The 16,736-nt window shown below is 65.7% G+C and carries 17 protein-coding genes; 7 read left to right on the top strand and 10 right to left on the bottom strand.

Annotated elements, in window-relative coordinates; translation table 11 throughout:
• Positions 1 to 221, top strand: a 221-nt coding sequence (locus MXAZACID_RS19695) for a hypothetical protein (protein WP_205619744.1), incomplete at its 5' end; no start/stop codon positions are given.
• Positions 218 to 979: a 4-hydroxy-tetrahydrodipicolinate reductase gene (dapB, locus tag MXAZACID_RS06650; protein WP_039884772.1), complete on the top strand. Its 762-nt coding sequence runs from the start codon at positions 218 to 220 to the stop codon at positions 977 to 979. The genes MXAZACID_RS19695 and dapB, both read left to right, overlap by 4 nt.
• 5 nt (positions 980 to 984) lie before the next feature.
• On the opposite strand, the gene MXAZACID_RS19690 is transcribed toward dapB, so the two are convergent.
• Positions 985 to 1,200, bottom strand: a complete 216-nt coding sequence (locus tag MXAZACID_RS19690; RefSeq protein WP_205619743.1) for a hypothetical protein — start codon at positions 1,198 to 1,200, stop codon at positions 985 to 987.
• Positions 1,201 to 1,218: 18 nt separating this feature from the next.
• On the opposite strand from MXAZACID_RS19690, the gene metK reads away from it, so the two are divergent.
• The 3 genes from metK (at position 1,219) to MXAZACID_RS06635 (ending at position 4,071) form a co-directional block, all read left to right on the top strand.
• The gene (metK, locus tag MXAZACID_RS06645) at positions 1,219 to 2,406 is read left to right on the top strand and encodes a methionine adenosyltransferase (protein ID WP_008493429.1); all 1,188 of its coding nucleotides are present in this window, start codon (positions 1,219 to 1,221) and stop codon (positions 2,404 to 2,406) included.
• Positions 2,407 to 2,521: 115 nt separating this feature from the next.
• Positions 2,522 to 3,400: a DMT family transporter gene (locus tag MXAZACID_RS06640; protein ID WP_008493428.1), complete on the top strand. Its 879-nt coding sequence runs from the start codon at positions 2,522 to 2,524 to the stop codon at positions 3,398 to 3,400.
• A 2-nt stretch (positions 3,401 to 3,402) separates the two neighbouring features.
• Positions 3,403 to 4,071: a tRNA (guanosine(46)-N(7))-methyltransferase TrmB gene (locus MXAZACID_RS06635; RefSeq protein ID WP_008493427.1), complete on the top strand. Its 669-nt coding sequence runs from the start codon at positions 3,403 to 3,405 to the stop codon at positions 4,069 to 4,071.
• Here the strand turns inward: MXAZACID_RS06635 and MXAZACID_RS06630 are convergent.
• Positions 4,068 to 4,535: a MarR family winged helix-turn-helix transcriptional regulator gene (locus MXAZACID_RS06630; protein WP_008493426.1), complete on the bottom strand. Its 468-nt coding sequence runs from the start codon at positions 4,533 to 4,535 to the stop codon at positions 4,068 to 4,070. The two genes, MXAZACID_RS06635 and MXAZACID_RS06630, sit on opposite strands and share 4 nt — an antisense overlap.
• Positions 4,536 to 4,651: 116 nt before the next feature.
• Between MXAZACID_RS06630 and MXAZACID_RS06625 the strand changes: the two genes are divergently transcribed.
• Entirely contained in the window at positions 4,652 to 5,473 is an 822-nt protein-coding gene (locus MXAZACID_RS06625) for an alpha/beta fold hydrolase (RefSeq protein WP_008493425.1), read from the top strand.
• 130 nt (positions 5,474 to 5,603) lie between these two features.
• On the opposite strand, the gene MXAZACID_RS06620 is transcribed toward MXAZACID_RS06625, so the two are convergent.
• From MXAZACID_RS06620 to ubiE, 5 genes are all read right to left on the bottom strand, one after another.
• A complete protein-coding gene (locus MXAZACID_RS06620; protein WP_008493424.1) occupies positions 5,604 to 6,926 on the bottom strand; it encodes an AAA-associated domain-containing protein in 1,323 nt (440 codons plus the stop codon).
• 5 nt (positions 6,927 to 6,931) lie between these two features.
• A complete protein-coding gene (locus MXAZACID_RS06615) occupies positions 6,932 to 8,659 on the bottom strand; it encodes an ABC transporter permease subunit (RefSeq protein WP_008493423.1) in 1,728 nt (575 codons plus the stop codon).
• Between the two features lie 228 nt (positions 8,660 to 8,887).
• Positions 8,888 to 9,340: a dUTP diphosphatase gene (gene dut / locus MXAZACID_RS06610; protein WP_008493422.1), complete on the bottom strand. Its 453-nt coding sequence runs from the start codon at positions 9,338 to 9,340 to the stop codon at positions 8,888 to 8,890.
• Positions 9,337 to 10,518: a bifunctional phosphopantothenoylcysteine decarboxylase/phosphopantothenate--cysteine ligase CoaBC gene (gene coaBC, locus MXAZACID_RS06605; RefSeq protein WP_008493420.1), complete on the bottom strand. Its 1,182-nt coding sequence runs from the start codon at positions 10,516 to 10,518 to the stop codon at positions 9,337 to 9,339. Before coaBC ends, dut begins: the two co-directional genes overlap by 4 nt.
• Positions 10,515 to 11,267, bottom strand: a complete 753-nt coding sequence (ubiE, locus tag MXAZACID_RS06600) for a bifunctional demethylmenaquinone methyltransferase/2-methoxy-6-polyprenyl-1,4-benzoquinol methylase UbiE (protein ID WP_008493419.1) — start codon at positions 11,265 to 11,267, stop codon at positions 10,515 to 10,517. Before ubiE ends, coaBC begins: the two co-directional genes overlap by 4 nt.
• 26 nt (positions 11,268 to 11,293) lie before the next feature.
• On the opposite strand from ubiE, the gene mutM reads away from it, so the two are divergent.
• A complete protein-coding gene (gene mutM, locus MXAZACID_RS06595; RefSeq protein ID WP_008493418.1) occupies positions 11,294 to 12,121 on the top strand; it encodes a bifunctional DNA-formamidopyrimidine glycosylase/DNA-(apurinic or apyrimidinic site) lyase in 828 nt (275 codons plus the stop codon).
• A gap of 109 nt (positions 12,122 to 12,230) precedes the next feature.
• On the opposite strand, the gene MXAZACID_RS17725 is transcribed toward mutM, so the two are convergent.
• The 3 genes from MXAZACID_RS17725 to MXAZACID_RS06580 form a co-directional block, all read right to left on the bottom strand.
• Positions 12,231 to 13,304 carry a GGDEF domain-containing protein gene (locus MXAZACID_RS17725; RefSeq protein WP_008493417.1) on the bottom strand — a complete coding sequence of 358 codons (1,074 nt, stop codon included), beginning with the start codon at positions 13,302 to 13,304 and terminating at the stop codon, positions 12,231 to 12,233.
• A 95-nt stretch (positions 13,305 to 13,399) separates the two neighbouring features.
• The gene (gene bcp, locus MXAZACID_RS06585) at positions 13,400 to 13,879 is read right to left on the bottom strand and encodes a thioredoxin-dependent thiol peroxidase (RefSeq protein ID WP_039885064.1); all 480 of its coding nucleotides are present in this window, start codon (positions 13,877 to 13,879) and stop codon (positions 13,400 to 13,402) included.
• 2 nt (positions 13,880 to 13,881) lie between these two features.
• Positions 13,882 to 16,728, bottom strand: a complete 2,847-nt coding sequence (locus MXAZACID_RS06580) for a bifunctional [glutamine synthetase] adenylyltransferase/[glutamine synthetase]-adenylyl-L-tyrosine phosphorylase (RefSeq protein WP_008493415.1) — start codon at positions 16,726 to 16,728, stop codon at positions 13,882 to 13,884.
• Between the last annotated feature and the right edge of the window lie 8 nt (positions 16,729 to 16,736).

Below are 16,736 nucleotides of genomic sequence, written 5' to 3'. Positions count from 1 at the left end.
AGAGGCCAAAAAAGGCCAGGAATGCTGCGCTAGCCGGGATTGGTCTCGTCTTCGAACCCATTCTTGGAAACTCTCCCGGCGTCATTCGTAAAAGCCTGAATTTAAGCGACAATGTTTGTTCTATCCGAAACCGCCAGCATTCGACAATCTTAGGGCGCAACAAATCTGCGTGTTTCCCGCGATTTTTATTTGGGCGGGAACCGGCTATGCAAACGCCATGAGCATACGCATTGGCATCGCCGGTATTTCCGGCCGCATGGGGATCTATCTGGCGCAGGAGGCCGCTGCCGCCGCCACCCTCTCCGGTGGCACCAGCCGCTCCGGCATGGCCCCGCCGGGCGCCTCGCATTTCGCCGACATCACCGCGCTGGCGCGGGAGTCGGACGTGGTGATCGATTTCACCCATGCCAGCACGGTGCAGGACCACGCCAAGGCCCTGGCGCAGACCGAGACCCCCTGGGTGCTGGGCACCACCGGCTACAATCAGGCGGACGAGGCGGCGATCGCGGCGGCGGCGAAGACGATCCCGGTGATCGCCGCCGCGAATTTCTGCACCGGCGTCAATCTGCTGCTGCTGCTGGCGGAAAAGCTCGGCCATGCGCTGCCCGCCAGCCAGTATGACGCCGAGATCCTCGAGATGCATCACCGCCAGAAGGTGGATGCGCCCTCCGGCACGGCCCTGGCCATCGGCCATGCGGTGGCGGCCGGGCGCGGCGTGGCGCTGGCGGATGTCATCGTCTCCGGCCGCGATGGCCATACCGGCCCGCGCCAGGATGGTGAGATCGGCTTCGCGACCTTGCGCGGCGGCCAGATCATCGGCTCGCACACGCTGAGCTTCACCGCCGGGGATGAGCAGATCAGCCTCACCCACCATGCCTTCGACCGCAAGGTCTTCGCCTCCGGCGCGGTGCGTGCGGCGCTCTGGGTGCATGCGCAGCCGGCAGGGCTGTATGGCATGAAGGATTTCTTGAAACTTTAGACAGTTTAGCCAAAGGCCGGAATTTTCTCCGGCGGCCGGGGTTTTTCAAAAATCCCGCCCGCTTTTCCGGGTTTTGCGAAATCGCCGCGCACATGCGGTGCGGGCGGATGGCGCGATGCGGCAAAAGCGCCGAGGGCAGCGCCGGCACGGCATATTGACCCCAGCCGCCCGATGCGCCATCCGGACCCCGCCGTTGCCGACTGACCGGTCTGCAACACCAAGTCATACGGGGGTTTTACATGCGCGATCGCGGAGAGTTTCTGTTCACCTCTGAGTCCGTGTCCGAGGGTCATCCGGACAAGGTTGCCGACCGGATTTCCGATACCGTCGTTGACGCCTATCTGGCGGCCGACCCTTACGCGCGCGTGGCCTGCGAAACGCTGGTGACCACCAACCGCATCATCCTGGCCGGCGAAGTGCGCGGGCCGGACAATATCACCAAGGAATATCTGGCCCATCTCGCCCGCCTGGCGGTGCATGATATCGGCTATGACCAGGAGGGGTTCTCCTGGAAGAATGCCGAGATCTCCGTGCATCTGCACGCCCAGTCCGCGCATATCGCGGTTGGCGTGGATGCCGCCGGCAACAAGGATGAGGGGGCGGGCGACCAGGGCATCATGTTCGGCTATGCCAGCTCCGAGACCAAGGCGCTGATGCCGGCCCCGATCTATTACTCCCACCTGATCCTGCGCCGCATCTCCGAGCTGCGCCGCGCCGCCGACAGCCAGGTGAAGGGCCTGCTGCCGGATGCCAAGAGCCAGGTGACGCTGAAATATGTGGACGGCAAGCCGGTGGGCGCCACCTCCGTGGTTGTCTCCATCCAGCATGAGCCGGGCTACAGCCCGGAGATGGTCAAGGAGATGCTCCGCCCGATCGTCAAGGCCGCGCTGCCTGAGGGCTGGATGCCGGAGGAGAAGGAATTCTACGTCAACCCGACCGGCATCTTCGAGATCGGCGGTCCGGATGGCGATTGCGGCCTGACCGGGCGCAAGATCATCGTCGACACCTATGGCGGCGCGGCCCCGCATGGCGGCGGCGCCTTCTCCGGCAAGGACCCGACGAAGGTTGACCGCTCCGCCGCTTACGTCTCGCGCTATCTGGCGAAGAACGTGGTCGCCGCGGGCCTGGCTGAGCGCTGCACGCTGCAGCTCTCCTACGCCATCGGCGTGTCGCAGCCGCTGTCGCTCTATGTCGATCTGCACGGCACCGGCAAGGATGTCGACGAGGACAAGGTGGCGAAGACCCTGCGCGAGCTGGTCAACCTGACCCCGCGCGGCATCCGCGAGCATCTGCAGCTCAACCGCCCGATCTATGTGCCGACCTCCGCCTTCGGCCATTTCGGCCGGACCCCGGATGACGAGCTGGGCACCTTCACCTGGGAGAAGACCGACCTGGTGCCGGCGCTGAAGAGCGCCTTCGGGCGGTAAGGAAGGGTTTAAGGGAAGAATGGGGGCTTTTTAGAAAAAAGCCCCCATACCCCCAAAAACTTTTGCGACTTTTGGCCTGGGGCTTGTCCCCGGGCCGTTTGCTTTTTGAGGCTCCATGAACCCCGAAGACGCCCCGCCGGGCTGGCTGCGCGCCGCACCGTTCCTGTTCCTGATGCTGTGGTCGGCCGGGTTTCCGGTCTCCAAGACCGGCATCCAGTACGCCGCCCCCTTCACCTTCCTGGCGGTGCGTTATGCGCTGGCGCTGGCGGTGCTGGTGCCGGTCGCGCTCTGGCTGCGCCCGGCGCTGCCCAAACGGCGCATCGCCCTGCTGCATGTGGCGGTGGTCGGGTTCTGCATCCAGACCATCTATTTCGGCATGTGCTACGCCGCCTTCGCGCGCGGCACCTCGGCCGGGGTGGTGGCGCTGGTGGTCTCGCTGCAGCCGCTGCTGGTCGGCGTGCTCGCCCCCTTGCTGGTGCGCGAGCGCATCGGCGCCAAGGGCTGGGCCGGGCTGGGGCTGGGCTTCTGCGGCGCCGCCATCACCATTCTCGGCTATGGCGAAACCGGGCATATTTCGCCGCTGGGGGTGATCTTCTCCATCGGCGCGCTGCTCGGCATGGTGGCGGCCACCCTCTATGAGAAGCGCTTTTCCACCGGCATGCATCCGGTGGCGGCGAATATCGTGCAATATGTGGTCGGCCTGGTCACCACGCTGCCTTTCGCGCTGCTGCATTTCAGCCTGCATCTCACCACGCCCTTCATCGCCAGCATGGCCTATCTGGTCATCGGCAATTCGCTGATCGCGATCTCGCTCTATATCGCCATGCTGCGCTTTGGTGCCGCCTCGCAGGTTTCGGCCCTGTTCTATCTGGTGCCGCCGGTCTCCGGGCTGATGGCCTGGGGGCTGCTGGGCGAGGCGATGCCGGCCTTGGCCTGGGTGGGCATGGCGGTGGCGGGGCTTGGCGTGGCGCTCGTGCGCAGGCAAAGAGCCTGACCATGACCGCCCTGAAACCCCAACCCGACCGGCTCTATGGCCGCGCCCACGGCAAGAAGCTGCGCCCCCGCCAGGAATGGCTGCTGGAGCATTTCCTGCCGCAAACCGCCTGGCCCGCCGCGCCCTTTTCCATCACCCCGCGCGAGATCTGGCTGGAAGTCGGTTTCGGCGGCGGCGAGCATGCTTATGAGCTGGCCTGTGCCAATCCGGAGGTCGGCTATATCGCCGCCGAAGTCTTCGATAACGGCATTTGCTCGCTGCTCTCGCGCATCGCCCCGGATGGGGCGGGCGATCCCACCCCGCTGCCCAATCTGCGGCTCTATACCGAGGATGCCCGCCCGCTGCTGCGCGGCTTCGAGGATGGCGCGCTTTCCAAGCTGTTCCTGATGTTCCCTGACCCCTGGCCGAAGGCCCGCCACGCCAAGCGCCGCTTCGTGCATCCGGACATGGTGCTTGAAATTGCCCGGGCGCTGCGCCAGGGCGGGGAATGGCGCATCGCCTCCGACGATCCGACCTATCAGGGCTGGACGGACGAGGTGCTGGCCGGGCAGGAGCTGTTCACGGTCAGCCGGGTGGATATCCACCCCGAAGGCTGGCCGCATACGCGCTACAAGGAAAAGGCCATCGCCGCTGGGCGCAAGCCGGTCTACTGGTCCTTGATCAAACGCTAATCGCCGCCGGCGGCTGTTTGCAGCCGCTTGGTCAGCGCCAGGATCTGCTCGCGCAAGGCCCCCAGCTCCTCCAGACTCATCCCCGTCGCCTGCAAAATGCAGGCGGGGATGGTTTGCGCTTTTTGCCGCAGCTTATCGCCGGCCGGGGTCAGCTTCACCCGCACCACGCGCTCATCCTTGGTATCGCGATGGCGTGAGAGCAGCCCATCCGCCTCCAGCCGCTTCAAGAGCGGGGTGAGGGTGCTGGATTCCAGCGACAGGCGCTGGCTGAGCTGGCCGACGGTCTGGTCGTCCTCCCCCCATAACAGCGTCATCGCCAGATATTGCGGATAGGTCAGGCCGATCTCGGCCAGAAGCGGCTTATAGGCGCGGCTGAAGGCATGCTCGGCCGCGTAGATCGAGAAGCAGAGAAAATCATCGAGACGGGCGCTGAAGCCCGGTTGGCCTTGTTGTCCACCGTCCATGGCGGGATCTCCAAAAAAACTTCGCCGATTATATCGTGCACGATTGACTTGTGAAATAGCGCCTGATAAATAGTCGTGTACGATTTAATCGTGACGTATAAAACGGAGATACTTAAATGAGCATGATCACCGCCAAAGATGGCACGCAGATTTTCTACAAGGATTGGGGCAAGGGGCAGCCGGTGGTGTTCAGCCATGGCTGGCCGCTGAGTGCCGATGCCTGGGATGCGCAGATGAATTTCCTGGGCGAGCGCGGCTACCGCGTGATCGCGCATGACCGGCGTGGCCATGGCCGTTCCGAACAGACCTGGACCGGCAATGACATGGACACCTATGCCGACGACCTGGCGGCGCTGACCGCGGCGCTGGATCTGCAGGAGGCCATCCATGTCGGCCATTCCACTGGCGGCGGTGAGGTGGCGCGCTATATCGGCCGGCATGGCACCAAGCGGGTGGCCAAGGCCGTGCTGCTCGGCGCGGTGCCGCCGGTGATGCTGAAGGGCGCGGCCAATCCCGAGGGGGTGCCGATGGAGGTGTTCGACGGCATCCGCGCCGGCGTGCGCCGCGACCGCTCACAATTCTTCAAGGATCTGACCATCCCGTTCTACAACGCCAACCGCGAGGGCGCGCAGGTTTCGCAAGGCGTGCGCGAGGCGTTCTGGCTGGCGGGGATGCAGGGCGGGATCAAGGCGCTGCTCGATTGCATCAAGCAATTCTCCGAGACGGATTTCACCGAGGATCTGAAGGCGATCGACGTGCCGACGCTGATCGCGCATGGCGATGACGACCAGATCGTGCCGATCGGCAATTCCGCGCTGCGCAGCGTGAATTTTGTCAAAGGCGCGGAGCTGAAGATCTATGCCGGCGGCAGCCATGGGCTGGCGCAGATCCAGGCGGAGGCTTTCAACGAAGATTTGCTGAAATTTATTCAAAAATAAAAAGTTTTTGGGGTGTGGCCCTTTTTTCAAAAAGGGCCACGAAAATTCTGGGGTGTTGGTAACGAGGCTGCCAAAACCCCAAACGTTTTTCGACGCTTTTTGAAAAAAGCGGTACCAAAAACTTTTGCTCTTAATCCTCGGTTTCTTCTTCGTCCTCTTCCTCAAGGCCGAATTGCTGCGCCTCTTCGTCATATTCGAAGATTTCCGCGTAACGGCCCCAGGAAATCACCGTGCGCAGCGTCTCTTCCGCATATTCCGGAGACATGTGATCCTCCAGCTGGTCGCGGAAGCGCACCGCGGCGGCGCGGTGGTTGGAGCGCTGGTCGATCACCCCGCGGATCGCGCCGATCAGCGGCACATGCGTGCGCAGCGCCTCGGCGAAGATCTCCTTGCGGTCCTCCGTCTCCGCATCGGCGAAGCGCCGGCCGGTTTCGGTGATGATGATGTCGCCTTCCTCCAGCTCCGCGAAACCCAGCATGCTCAGCGTCTCGCCCAGCGGCAGCAGCTCATCGACCTCGAACTGCAAGGCGGCGGCCAGGGCGGGAAGATCGGCGCGGCCATTATAAGGCTCGCTCTTCAGCGTCTCCAGCAGACCGGCGATGAGGTTGGTGCCCACCGGATGCAGCACATGCGCGAACGGGTTGGGTGCGGCGGCGGTGGCGGTGTGCACTTCCGGCGCCTTGCGGCGGGTCATGATGCCGTAAATATCGTCCACCATCTCGCGGAAGGCGGGGTCGAAGCGGTTGCGCGGATGCGCGAAGGGCACTTTCAGCTCATGCGCGACGCGGCCCGGATTGGAGGAGAACACCAGGATGCGGTCCGCCATCAGCACCGCCTCCTCGATATTATGCGTCACGATCAAAATGGATTTCACCGGCAGCTTGCCGTCCATCCAGAGATCGATGAGGTCGGTGCGCAGCGTCTCGGCGGTCAGCACGTCCAGCGCCGAGAAGGGCTCATCCATCAGCAGCAGATCGGGATGCACGACCAGGGCGCGGGCCAGGCCGACGCGCTGGCGCATGCCGCCCGAGAGCTCCTTCGGATAGGCGCCGTCATAGCCGCCCAGCCCGATCAGATCGATCGCCTCTTCGGAGCGCTCCTCGCGGTCATCCTTCTTCACCCGCAGCGCTTCTAGCCCCAGCTCGACATTTTCCTGCACGGTCAGCCAGGGGAACAAAGCAAAGCTCTGGAACACCATGGCGACACCGGGGGCGGGGCCGGTGAGCGGCTTGCCGCGCCAGTTCACCTCGCCGGAGGTCGGCTTCAACAGTCCGGCGACGATGCGCAGCAGCGTCGATTTGCCCGAGCCGGAACGGCCCAGCAGCGCCACGATCTCGCCTTCATGCAGGGTGAGATCGACATTATCCAGCACCACCAGATCGGCGCTGGCCTCCTTATGGTAGGCCTGCCGGCAATTGCGCACGGAGACGAGCGGGATGTTGGTCTGGTCCATGGCGTTTACCCCAGCGTGGTGCGGCGGACGGCGTACGCGTAAAGCGGCCGCCAGAGGATGCGGTTGAAGAGAATGACGAAGCAGGACATCACCACCACGCCGAGCACGACGCGCGGCGTGTCGCCATTATTGGTGGCCTGGGCGATATAGGCGCCCAGCCCATGGGCGGTGAGGGTGTGGGTGCCCCAGCTCGCCACCTCGGCGACGATGGAGGCATTCCAGGCGCCGCCGGAGGCGGTGATCGCCCCGGTGATGTAATAAGGCAGGATGCCCGGGATCATCACCTTGCGCCACCAGAGCAGGCCGTGAATGTTGAAATTGGCCACAGCCTCCTTCATGTCTCCTGGAAAGGCGGCGGCACCGGCGATGACGTTGAACAGCAGATACCATTGCGTGCCGATCAGCATCAAAGGTGTGAGCCAGATATCAGCGTTCAGATGGAACATCACGATGAACAGCACGAAGGGCGGGAACAGCAGATTGGCCGGGAAGGCGGCGAGGAACTGCGCCACCGGCTGGGCGATGCGCGTCGCCTTCGGCCGCAACCCGAGCCACACGCCGATCGGCACCCAGACCAGCGAGGCGATCGCCATCAGCACCGCGACGCGGATGGCGGTATAGATGCCCATCAGCAGCGCCGTGCCGAGATCGCGCCAATGCAGCGTGCCGGAGACATAGGCGACGATCTGCCAGGCGGCATAGACCGCGATGGCGGCGATCAGCAGATACCAGATGCCGTCGACGATGCGCGAAGGCTCGCTGGTTTCATCCACCTGGCCGGGCTGGCGCAGAGAGAGGCGCAGCCGGAACACCCGCCCGAAGGCCCCGCCGATCACCTCGCCGATGGCCCGGAACAAAGCAGTGCGGCGCAGCAGCTTCAGCATCCAGGGCTCAGGGCCGGAGACGGCGGCCGTGGTCTCGAAGCGGAACTTGCCGGACCAGGCCACCAGTGGGCGGAAGATCAGCTGGTCATACAGCAAAATCACCACCAGCATGGCGATGATGGCGTAGATGATCGCGTGCAGATCCTCCTTCGCCAGCGCCACCGCCACATAGGAGCCGATGCCGGGCAGGGTGAACTGGGTGTTGCCGACCGTCACCGCCTCGGACGCGACGACGAAGAACCAGCCGCCGGACATTGACAGCATGGTGTTCCAGACCAGCCCGGGCATGGCGAACGGCACGTCCAGCTTCCAGAAACGCTGCCAGGGGGAGAGGCGGAAGGAGCGCGAGGCTTCCTGCAGATCCGCCGGCAGGGTGGTCAGGGACTGGTAGAAGCTGAAGGCCATGTTCCAGGCCTGGCTGGTGAAGATCACGAACACCGAGGCCAGCTCCGCCCCCATCACCTGGCCGGGGAAGAGATGCAGGAAGAACACGGTGGTGAAGGTGAGGAAGCCCAGGATCGGCACGGACTGCAGAATATCCAGGATCGGGATCAGCACCTGGCCGGCGCGGCGGGATTTCGCCGCCAGCGTGGCGTAGGTGAAGGTGAAGACCAGCGAGAAGAACAGAGCCGCGAACATGCGCGCGGTGGAGCGCAGCGCGTAATAAGGCAGCCAGGCCGGGTCGAGATGGATCGGCGTGTTCTGGATCTGCGCGATCGGGGTGGCGATGGTGCTGCGCCCGACCTCGACCAGCGCGATCAGCAGCCCCATGACCATCAGCATGGCCGCGCCGTCGAAGCGGTTCGGCATGCGATGCCCAGCCAGGGCAGGAGGGGTGTAATTCTTCATCGGGCCGCCTGGCTTCGGTTTAAGAGGAGTTAAGCCCCCTTAGCCATGCGGCGGCACTTTGTCACCTATGGAAAGCATTGCGCTTTGGTGACAAGCCGCAGGCCCCACAAGAGCAAAAGTTTTTGGGGGGTGTGGGGGTGTTTTTTCAAAAACATCCCCACGTGTTTTCGACCCTTTTTTGCAAAAGAGGGTCGAGCCCCAAAAATTTTTTGCAACTTTATCTTGGGGTTATTTGGTTCCTGTGGAGCCGAAGCCGCCAGCGCCGCGGGCGGTTTCGTCCAGCTCCGCCACTTCCGCCCACGCCACGCGCACCACCGGCGCCAGCACCGCCTGGGCGATGCGCATGCCGCGCGTCACCTCAAAGGCCGCATCGCCCATGTTCAGCACGATGACACCGACCTCACCGCGATAATCCTCATCGATGGTGCCGGGGCTGTTCGGCAAGGTGATGCCGTTCTTCAAAGCCAGGCCGGAGCGCGGGCGGATCTGCAGCTCATAGCCGGGCGGCAAAGCGATGCTGAAGCCGGTGGGGATCAAAGCGCGCCCGCCCGGCGGAATGCTCACCGGCGCGCTCACCGCCGCCTGCAGATCCATGCCCGCCGCCCCCTTGGTGGCATAGGCGGGCAGTTCCAGCCCCTCGCCATGGGCGAGGCGCTTGATGCTCACGGTCACTTCATTCATTCGAAATGGGCTCCAATCTTCGCGGCGAGTTTTTCAGCGACCGCCTGTTTGTTCATCCTGGCCCAGGGCTCTGCGCCGTCTGCGGTCAGCAGCAGCACCTCGTTCTCGTCCCCGCCCATGATGCCGGTGCCGCCGACATTATTCGCCACCAGCCAGTCGCAGCCCTTGCGGGCGCGCTTGGCGGCGGCATGTTCGGCCAGCCTCTCCGTCTCCGCCGCGAAGCCGATGACGAGCTTCGGGCGGGTGGGCGAGGGGGCGGACAGCCCGGCGAGAATATCCGGGTTTTCGGTGAGGCTCAGCGCGGTGGCACCCGAGCCGTCCTTTTTCAGTTTTTGCTCCGCCTCGGTCTGCGGCCGCCAATCGCCGACGGCGGCCGCGCACACGGCGATATCCGCCGGCAAAGCAGCCTGCACAGCCGCCTGCATCTGCCGGGCGGTTTCCACCTTCACCAGCTCCACCCCGAACGGGTCCGGCAGCGCCACCGGGCCGGAGATCAGCGTCACCCGCGCCCCCAACGCCACCAGCGCCTGGGCAATGGCATGGCCCTGCTTGCCGGAGGAGCGGTTGGCGATATAGCGCACCGGGTCGATCGGCTCATGGGTCGGGCCGGAGGTGACGATGGCGTGCTTGCCCTTCAACGGGCCGTCCTGCAGCGCCGCCAGAATGCCAGCGAGGATCACCGGCGGCTCGGCCAGCCGGCCGGGACCGTATTCGCCGCAGGCCATCGGACCCTCATCGGGCGCCACCACCAGCACGCCGCGCGCTTTCAGCGTCGCGATGTTGGTTTCGGTGGCCGGGTGCTGCCACATGCGCACATTCATCGCCGGGGCGACGAGCACGCGCTTATCCGTGGCGAGCAGCAGCGTGCTGGCCAGATCATCCGCCAGCCCGGCGGTCATTTTGGCGAGGATATCCGCACTGGCCGGGGCCACCACCACCAGATCGGCGGCGCGGGAGAGCTCGATATGGCCCATCTCGCTGTCATCGGTCAGCGAAAACAGATCCTGATAAATCTTCTCGCCGGTCAGCGCCTGCAAGGAAAGCGGGGTGACAAACTCAGCCCCCGCCTTGGTCAGCACCGCCGTCACCCCCAGCCCGGCCTTGCTGGCCAGCCGCACCAGCTCCAGCGTCTTATAGGCGGCAATCCCGCCTGAGACGATGAGCAGGATGCGTTTCACAGCTTCCAGCCAGCATGGATGGCGGCGATGCCGCCCGAGAGGTTGCGGTAGGTGACGCGCTCAAACCCCGCCGCCTCGAACATGCGCTTCAGCTCCTCCTGCTTGGGGAACATGCGGATGCTCTCGGCCAGATATTGGTAGCTGGCACTATCCTTGGCGATGATGCCGCCGATTTTCGGCAGCGCCTGGAAGGACCAGGCATCATAGAGCTTCTCCAGCCCGGCGATCTGCAGCTGGGAGAATTCCAGCACCATGAAGCGCCCGCCCGGCCGCAGCAGGCGCTGCGCCTCGGCGATCACCTTGTCCTTGTTGGTGCAGTTGCGCAGGCCAAAGGCCATGGAGATTCGGTCAAAGCTCGAATCCGGCAGCTTGATCGCCTCGGCATCGGTCACCAGGAATTCGATATCGGCCAGATGGCCGTTGGCGGTGGCGCGGTCACGCCCGACATTGAGCATCGATTCGTTGATGTCCGACATCACCACCGGCCCGCCGCCGCGCTTGAGCCAGCCAAAGGTGATGTCCCCGGTGCCCGCCGCCAGGTCCAGCAGCTTGTGATAGGGGCGCGGGTCCAGGGCGGTGAGGAATTCGCGCTTCCAGAGCCGGTGGATGCCAAGCGACATCAGATCATTCATGATGTCGTATTTGCCCGCCACGGAATCGAACACTTCACGCACCAGCGTGCTCTTCTCCTCGCGCGGGACGGAGCGGAAACCGAAATCGGCGATGTCGTCGGCATTGTTCTGGGTCATGAGCGCCTATATAGCCTCGTTTTGCCATGCCGGAACTCCCCGAGGTCGAAACCGTGATGCGCGGTCTGGACGGTCATCTGACCGGACGGCGCATTTCCCACGCCATTCTGCGCCGCGCCGATATACGCTGGCCGGTGCCGCCAGAGCTGCCGCGCCTGCTCACCGGGGCGCTGGTGCTGGGCTTCCGGCGGCGGGGCAAGTTCATGCTGATGCGCCTCGATAATGGCTGGTCGGTGCTGATCCATCTCGGCATGTCCGGCCGGATGCTGCTGGACAGGCAGGAGGCGCTGCATGAGCATCTGACCATCGAGACGGAAGCGGGCGGGCGCGTCGGCTTTGTCGATCCGCGCCGCTTCGGGGCGCTGGATCTGGTGCGCACAGCGGATGAGGACAGCCACAGGCTGCTGGCCGGAATGGGGCCGGAGCCGCTGGGCAATGAATTCTCCGGGGCCTACATGGCCGGGCTGGCCAAGGGCCGCAGCGCGCCGATCAAGGCGTTTCTGCTGGACCAGAAAGTGGTGGCGGGCATCGGCAATATCTACGCCAGCGAGGCTTTGTTCCGCGCCGGCATCTCCCCCACCCGCGCGGCGGGCAAGATTTCCCGGCCGCGTATGGACAAGCTGGCCGAGCAGGTGCGGGCGACGCTGATTGAGGCGATTGCCGCCGGCGGCTCATCCTTGCGCGATTATGTGCAGCCGAGCGGCGAGCTTGGCTATTTCCAGCATGGCTGGAAGGTCTATGGCCGTGCCGGCGAGCCCTGCGAACACTGCCCCGGCCTGCCGGCCTGCGGCGGCATCAGCCAGATCACCCAATCCGGCCGCTCTACCTTCTACTGTGCCAAAACCCAGCGCTGAGGCGGCTAGAGCGTATTCCATTCCCGTTGGTGCAGGGAATACGCTCTAGCTTTTTGTGCGAGCGATCAACTTTATCCGATCAAACGAGTCCGTTTGATCGGATGTTGCTCTACAACCGGGCCGAGCCTGACGGGTCGTCCGGGTTGAGCTTGCCGACCAGCACCCGGTTTCGCCCCGCCGCCTTGGCGCGGTAGAGCCCGTTATCCGCGGCCATCATCAAGGCCTGGGCGCCGGAGGCGGGGTCCAGCCGGGAGACGCCGAGGGAGATGGTCAGCCGGCCATAGGTGAAGCCGGTACCGGCGATGGTGGCGCGCAGCCGCTCGGCCACCACCAGCGCATCCGCCAGATTGGTCGCGGGCAGCAGCACCGCGAATTCCTCCCCGCCATAGCGGGCCAGGAAATCATAAGGCCGCAGCCCGGCTTGCAAGATGCGCGCCACCTCCTGCAAGGTGGTATCCCCGGCCTGGTGGCCGAACTCATCATTCACCGCCTTGAAATGGTCGATATCCAACAGCAGCAGGCAAAGCGGATCCCCGGTGCGCCCGGCGCGGGCGATTTCCATGTCCAGGCGCTTATCCAGCGCGCGGCGGTTGGGGGTGGCGGTGAGAAAATCCGTGACCGCCTGCTGCGCCAGCCAGCCATTGGCCTGCGACAGCCCCAGCAAGGTGCGGCGCAGCTCCAGCTGCTCGACGATTTGCGCGGCCAGCAGCTTCAGCGCCCGGCTTTGCCGGGGGGGCAGCTTCAACGGCTGCCGGTCCGCCAGCAGGATGGCCCCCAGCACCTCGCCATCCGGGGCGCAAAGCGGCAGCGCCGCCTGCAATTTCAGCTTCATCGGCGCGAACAGCTGCGCGGCCCCGTCCACCGCTAAGCCGGTCAGGATTTCGCCTGGCTGGTGCAGCGAAATATCGTAGAGCGGGGTGGCGGGGGGCTGCAACCGGCACCCCGCGCCGCGCCGCGCCCAGCGCCCTTTGATCCATTGATCCTCGGCGGTGAAGAAACAGATCAGCGCCGCCGCGCACTCACCGATATAGCCGGCCAGGCAGGCCAGCTCGTCAAACGCCGGATCGGGCGTGTCGTCGCTCAAGCCATATTGCGCCAGAATCGTGGCGCGGGGATCCAGCCGTGCCGAGGCGCTGTCCCGCAGCTCAGGCGGCTGGCGAATCTGCGTTGTCGCTACCATCATTCCACAACCTTGTTTGTTGCGAAATCAGGATGGGTTGCGAGATTGAATGAATGGTAAATTTCCGCGTTCGATACGCGGAAATTTACTATTTTTGGTCATTTCAGCGCCTGCACCGCCGCCAGAACAGCCTCGGCATGCCCGTCCACCTTCACCTTCGGCCAGATCCTGGCGATTTTGCCCGCCGAATCGACCAGCACGGTCGAGCGTTCGATGCCCATATAGGTTTTGCCGTACATGGATTTCTCCTGCCAGGCGCCATAGGCCTCGATCACGCTGCCCTCCGGGTCCGAGGCGAGGGGGAATTCCAGCTTATATTTGGCGGCGAATTTCTCCAGCGCCTTCATGCTGTCCTTGGAGATTCCGATGATGGTCACGCCGAGCCTGGAGAAATCCGGCAGCCCGCTCTGGAAGGCGCAGGCCTCCTTGGTGCAGCCGGGCGTGTCGGCGCGGGGGTAGAAATAGAGCAGGAAGGGCTGGCCCTTCAGCCCATCGCGCGAAACAGTTCGGCCATTGGTGGCGGGCAGGGTGAAATCCGGCGCGTCTTGGCCTTCGGCCAAGCTTGTCATCAGGCTCATCATCAGGCTCCTTCGGTGAATGTCTGGGTGAAAATCTGGTGTGCCTGGGCGGCGGCTTCGCGCATGCCCGCCTGCAACGCCGCGAGATCGGCAAAGAATGTGGCGCGCAGCAGCGGCTCCAGCATGGCGCCGGGCGGGGCGGCGGCGCTCAGCGGCAGGCCGGTGATGCGGTTGATACCCTGGATCGTTCGCCACAGCCGGTCCGCCGCGATCAGCGCCTCGGCGTCGCTCTGCCGCAGCAGCCCGGCGGCGGCCAGCCCTTTCAGCGCCGCCTCGGTATTGGGCTGGAACAAAGCCGGCTCGCTGCCGCCATGGATCAGCTGCAGCGCCTGGGCGATGAAGCCGACCTCCATCATCCCGCCGGGAATGGCGCGCACATCAAAGGGCCCGCGCGGCTTCATCTCGGCGGCCAGCCGCGCCTGCATCGCGGCGGTATCGGCCAGAATGCGCGCCCGCGGCTCCGGCCGGCAGAGTGCCCCCAGCACCGCCTCGCGCACTGTGGCGGCGAAGCCCGGCGTGGCCGCCATCACCCGCGCCCGGGTGAGGGCCAGGCGCTCCCAGGTCCAGCTCTCCTTGGCGTGATAGCTGCGGAAGGACGCCAGCGAGACCGCGACCGGCCCGGCATTGCCCGAGGGGCGCAGCCGCATATCCACATGATAGACCGGCCCGCCCGGCCCCTGCGCCGTCAACGCCGCCACAAAAGCCTGGGAGAGGCGCGAGAACCATTGCGTCGGCGGGATCGCCATCGGGGCGTGATCATAGATCAGCATCAGATCGAGATCGGAGCCCGCCAGCATCTCCCCGGCACCGGCCTTGCCCAGCGCCAGCACCGCCACCTTGGCGCCGCGCGGGGCGGGCTGGCGCTGCTTCTGCGCGGCGATGACCAAGGGCAGCAGCTGCGAGAGCGCGGCCTCCGCCAAAGCGCTGCGGGTGCGCCCGGCCTCATTCGCGTCCAGCCGGCCTTCCAATGTCGCCACCGAGAGGTGGAATTCCTCCTGCCGGACGAAGCGCCGCGTGGCGGCGGCGGCCTGTTCCAGATCCTCCGCCTCGGCCAGCAGCCGGCGCAGCACCGGGCGCGGCGCGGCAAAGCGGGCTTCCGGGGCGAGCAGCCCGTCCAGCGCCTGCGGGTCCTCGGTGAGATAGTCCGAGAGCGCCGGGGCGGCGCCGAGCACGGCGGCCAGGCGCTTGAGCAGGCCAGGATTGCGGGTGAACAAAGAGAGCAGCTGCACCCCGGCGCGCTGGCGGCTCAGCAGCGTGTCGAACTGGGCGAAGGCCTTGTCCGGCTCCGGCTGCGCGCCCAGGGCTGCCAGCAGCGGGGCGACCAGCCCGTCCAGCAGCTCGCGCGCCCGTGGCGAGCGCAAGGCCGGCATATCGCCCGAGCCCCAGTCGCGCAGCCGGGCGGCGATATGCTTGATATCCTTGAAGCCCAGCGCCTCCAGCCGGGCGGTGAAGGCGGGCGCCGGCGCTCCCTCGGGGCCGGGATTCAGCCCGTCCTGCAGGGCCTGGGTGCCGGCATCGAAGAAATCCAGGAAATGCGCATGCACGCGGGCGAGCAGCTTGGGGAAACTCTGCCGGAAGCGCGGCGCCGCCAGGAAGATGCAGAACGCCTCCAGCCCGGCCTCGCTGGCGGGCAGCGCATGGGTCTGGCGGTCCGCCACCATTTGCAGCCGGTGCTCGACCCGCCGCAGCTCCCGGTAATCCGCCGCCAGCTGCCTGGCCGCGCGCTCCGGCAGATGGCCGGCCCGGGCCATGGCGGGCAGCGCCTCCAAGGTCGCCGGGATGCGCAAGGCCGGGTCCTGCCCGCCCCAGACCAGCCCCAGCGTCTGCACGATGAACTCGATCTCGCGGATGCCGCCCTGGCCCAGCTTCACATCGAAGCCGCGCAAGCCCTCGGCCGGGTGCTGCGCGTCGATCTGGCGCTTCATCTCGTGAATATCCGAGATCGCCGCGAAATCCAGATATTTGCGCCAGATGAAGGGGCGGATGGCGGCCAGAAATTGCTGCCCCAGCGCCAGATCCCCGGCGACGGGCCGCGCTTTGGAGAAGGCGGCGCGCTCCCAGGTGCGGCCATGGCTCTCGTAATAAGAGAGGGCGGTGGCCAGGGCGACGACCGGCGGCGTCGCCCCTGGGTCGGGCCGCAGCCGCAGATCGACCCGGAAGACATAGCCCTCGGCATCGCGCGCCGCGAGCAAAGCGGTGAGGTCGCGCGCCAGCCGCGCCATCATCGGCTGCGAGTCCTCGCCATAGACCGGGCTTTCCGGATCGTAGAGCAGCACCAGATCGATGTCGGAGGAGTAATTCAGCTCCCGCGCGCCGAGCTTGCCCAGCGCCAGCGCGACGAAGCCGCTGCCCTGGTCCGGTGCCGCCGGGTCGGGCAGGGCGATCTCTTCCGCCGCGTGCAGCTCGTACAAAAGATGCCGGATGGCGGCGCGCAAGGCGGTCTCGGCGAGGTCCGAGAGCGCCGCGGTGACCTGCTCCAGCGTCCAGAGCCCGCCCAGATCCGCGATGGCGATGCTCAGCGCCATCTGCCTTTTGGCCCGGCGCAGCGCGTCGCTGAGCTGGGCGCGGGGCAGATCCGGCGGCAATGAAGCCAGCCCGGCCAGCACCGCTTTCGCCTGCGGGGTGGGGCCAGCTTCCAGGCAGGCGCAGAGCGTCGCGGATTCACGGCAGGCGAGCTCGGCCAGGAAGGGCGCGTTGCCGCCCAGCGCCGCCAGCAGCGCCGCCCCCGAGTCGCTCCGCGCCAGCTTGGCCTCGCGCGGGCCAAGGGCCGCGAAATCCGCGCGCAGCCGCGCCGCCGCCGCTTGATCGGCCGGTTTGGGGAAGGATGGCTTGTGAAGATCGCCGGGCATCTGGCAAG

Source organism: Acidocella sp. MX-AZ02 (assembly GCF_000306035.1).
GTDB lineage: Bacteria > Pseudomonadota > Alphaproteobacteria > Acetobacterales > Acetobacteraceae > Acidocella > Acidocella facilis.
The sequence above is the reverse complement of the archived record's forward strand: the minus strand, read 5'-3'. Positions and strand labels throughout refer to the sequence as shown.

Coding starts and splice junctions, on each gene's coding strand:
- MXAZACID_RS17725 (WP_008493417.1), bottom strand. CDS start 13,304: ATGATGGTAGCGACAACGCAGATTCGCCAGCCGCCTGAGCTGCGGGAC.
- dut (WP_008493422.1), bottom strand. CDS start 9,340: ATGAATGAAGTGACCGTGAGCATCAAGCGCCTCGCCCATGGCGAGGGG.
- MXAZACID_RS06630 (WP_008493426.1), bottom strand. CDS start 4,535: ATGGACGGTGGACAACAAGGCCAACCGGGCTTCAGCGCCCGTCTCGAT.
- MXAZACID_RS06620 (WP_008493424.1), bottom strand. CDS start 6,926: ATGGACCAGACCAACATCCCGCTCGTCTCCGTGCGCAATTGCCGGCAG.
- mutM (WP_008493418.1), top strand. CDS start 11,294: ATGCCGGAACTCCCCGAGGTCGAAACCGTGATGCGCGGTCTGGACGGT.
- MXAZACID_RS06580 (WP_008493415.1), bottom strand. CDS start 16,728: ATGCCCGGCGATCTTCACAAGCCATCCTTCCCCAAACCGGCCGATCAA.
- MXAZACID_RS06635 (WP_008493427.1), top strand. CDS start 3,403: ATGACCGCCCTGAAACCCCAACCCGACCGGCTCTATGGCCGCGCCCAC.
- bcp (WP_039885064.1), bottom strand. CDS start 13,879: ATGAGCCTGATGACAAGCTTGGCCGAAGGCCAAGACGCGCCGGATTTC.
- ubiE (WP_008493419.1), bottom strand. CDS start 11,267: ATGACCCAGAACAATGCCGACGACATCGCCGATTTCGGTTTCCGCTCC.
- MXAZACID_RS06615 (WP_008493423.1), bottom strand. CDS start 8,659: ATGAAGAATTACACCCCTCCTGCCCTGGCTGGGCATCGCATGCCGAAC.
- dapB (WP_039884772.1), top strand. CDS start 218: ATGAGCATACGCATTGGCATCGCCGGTATTTCCGGCCGCATGGGGATC.
- metK (WP_008493429.1), top strand. CDS start 1,219: ATGCGCGATCGCGGAGAGTTTCTGTTCACCTCTGAGTCCGTGTCCGAG.
- MXAZACID_RS06625 (WP_008493425.1), top strand. CDS start 4,652: ATGAGCATGATCACCGCCAAAGATGGCACGCAGATTTTCTACAAGGAT.
- MXAZACID_RS06640 (WP_008493428.1), top strand. CDS start 2,522: ATGAACCCCGAAGACGCCCCGCCGGGCTGGCTGCGCGCCGCACCGTTC.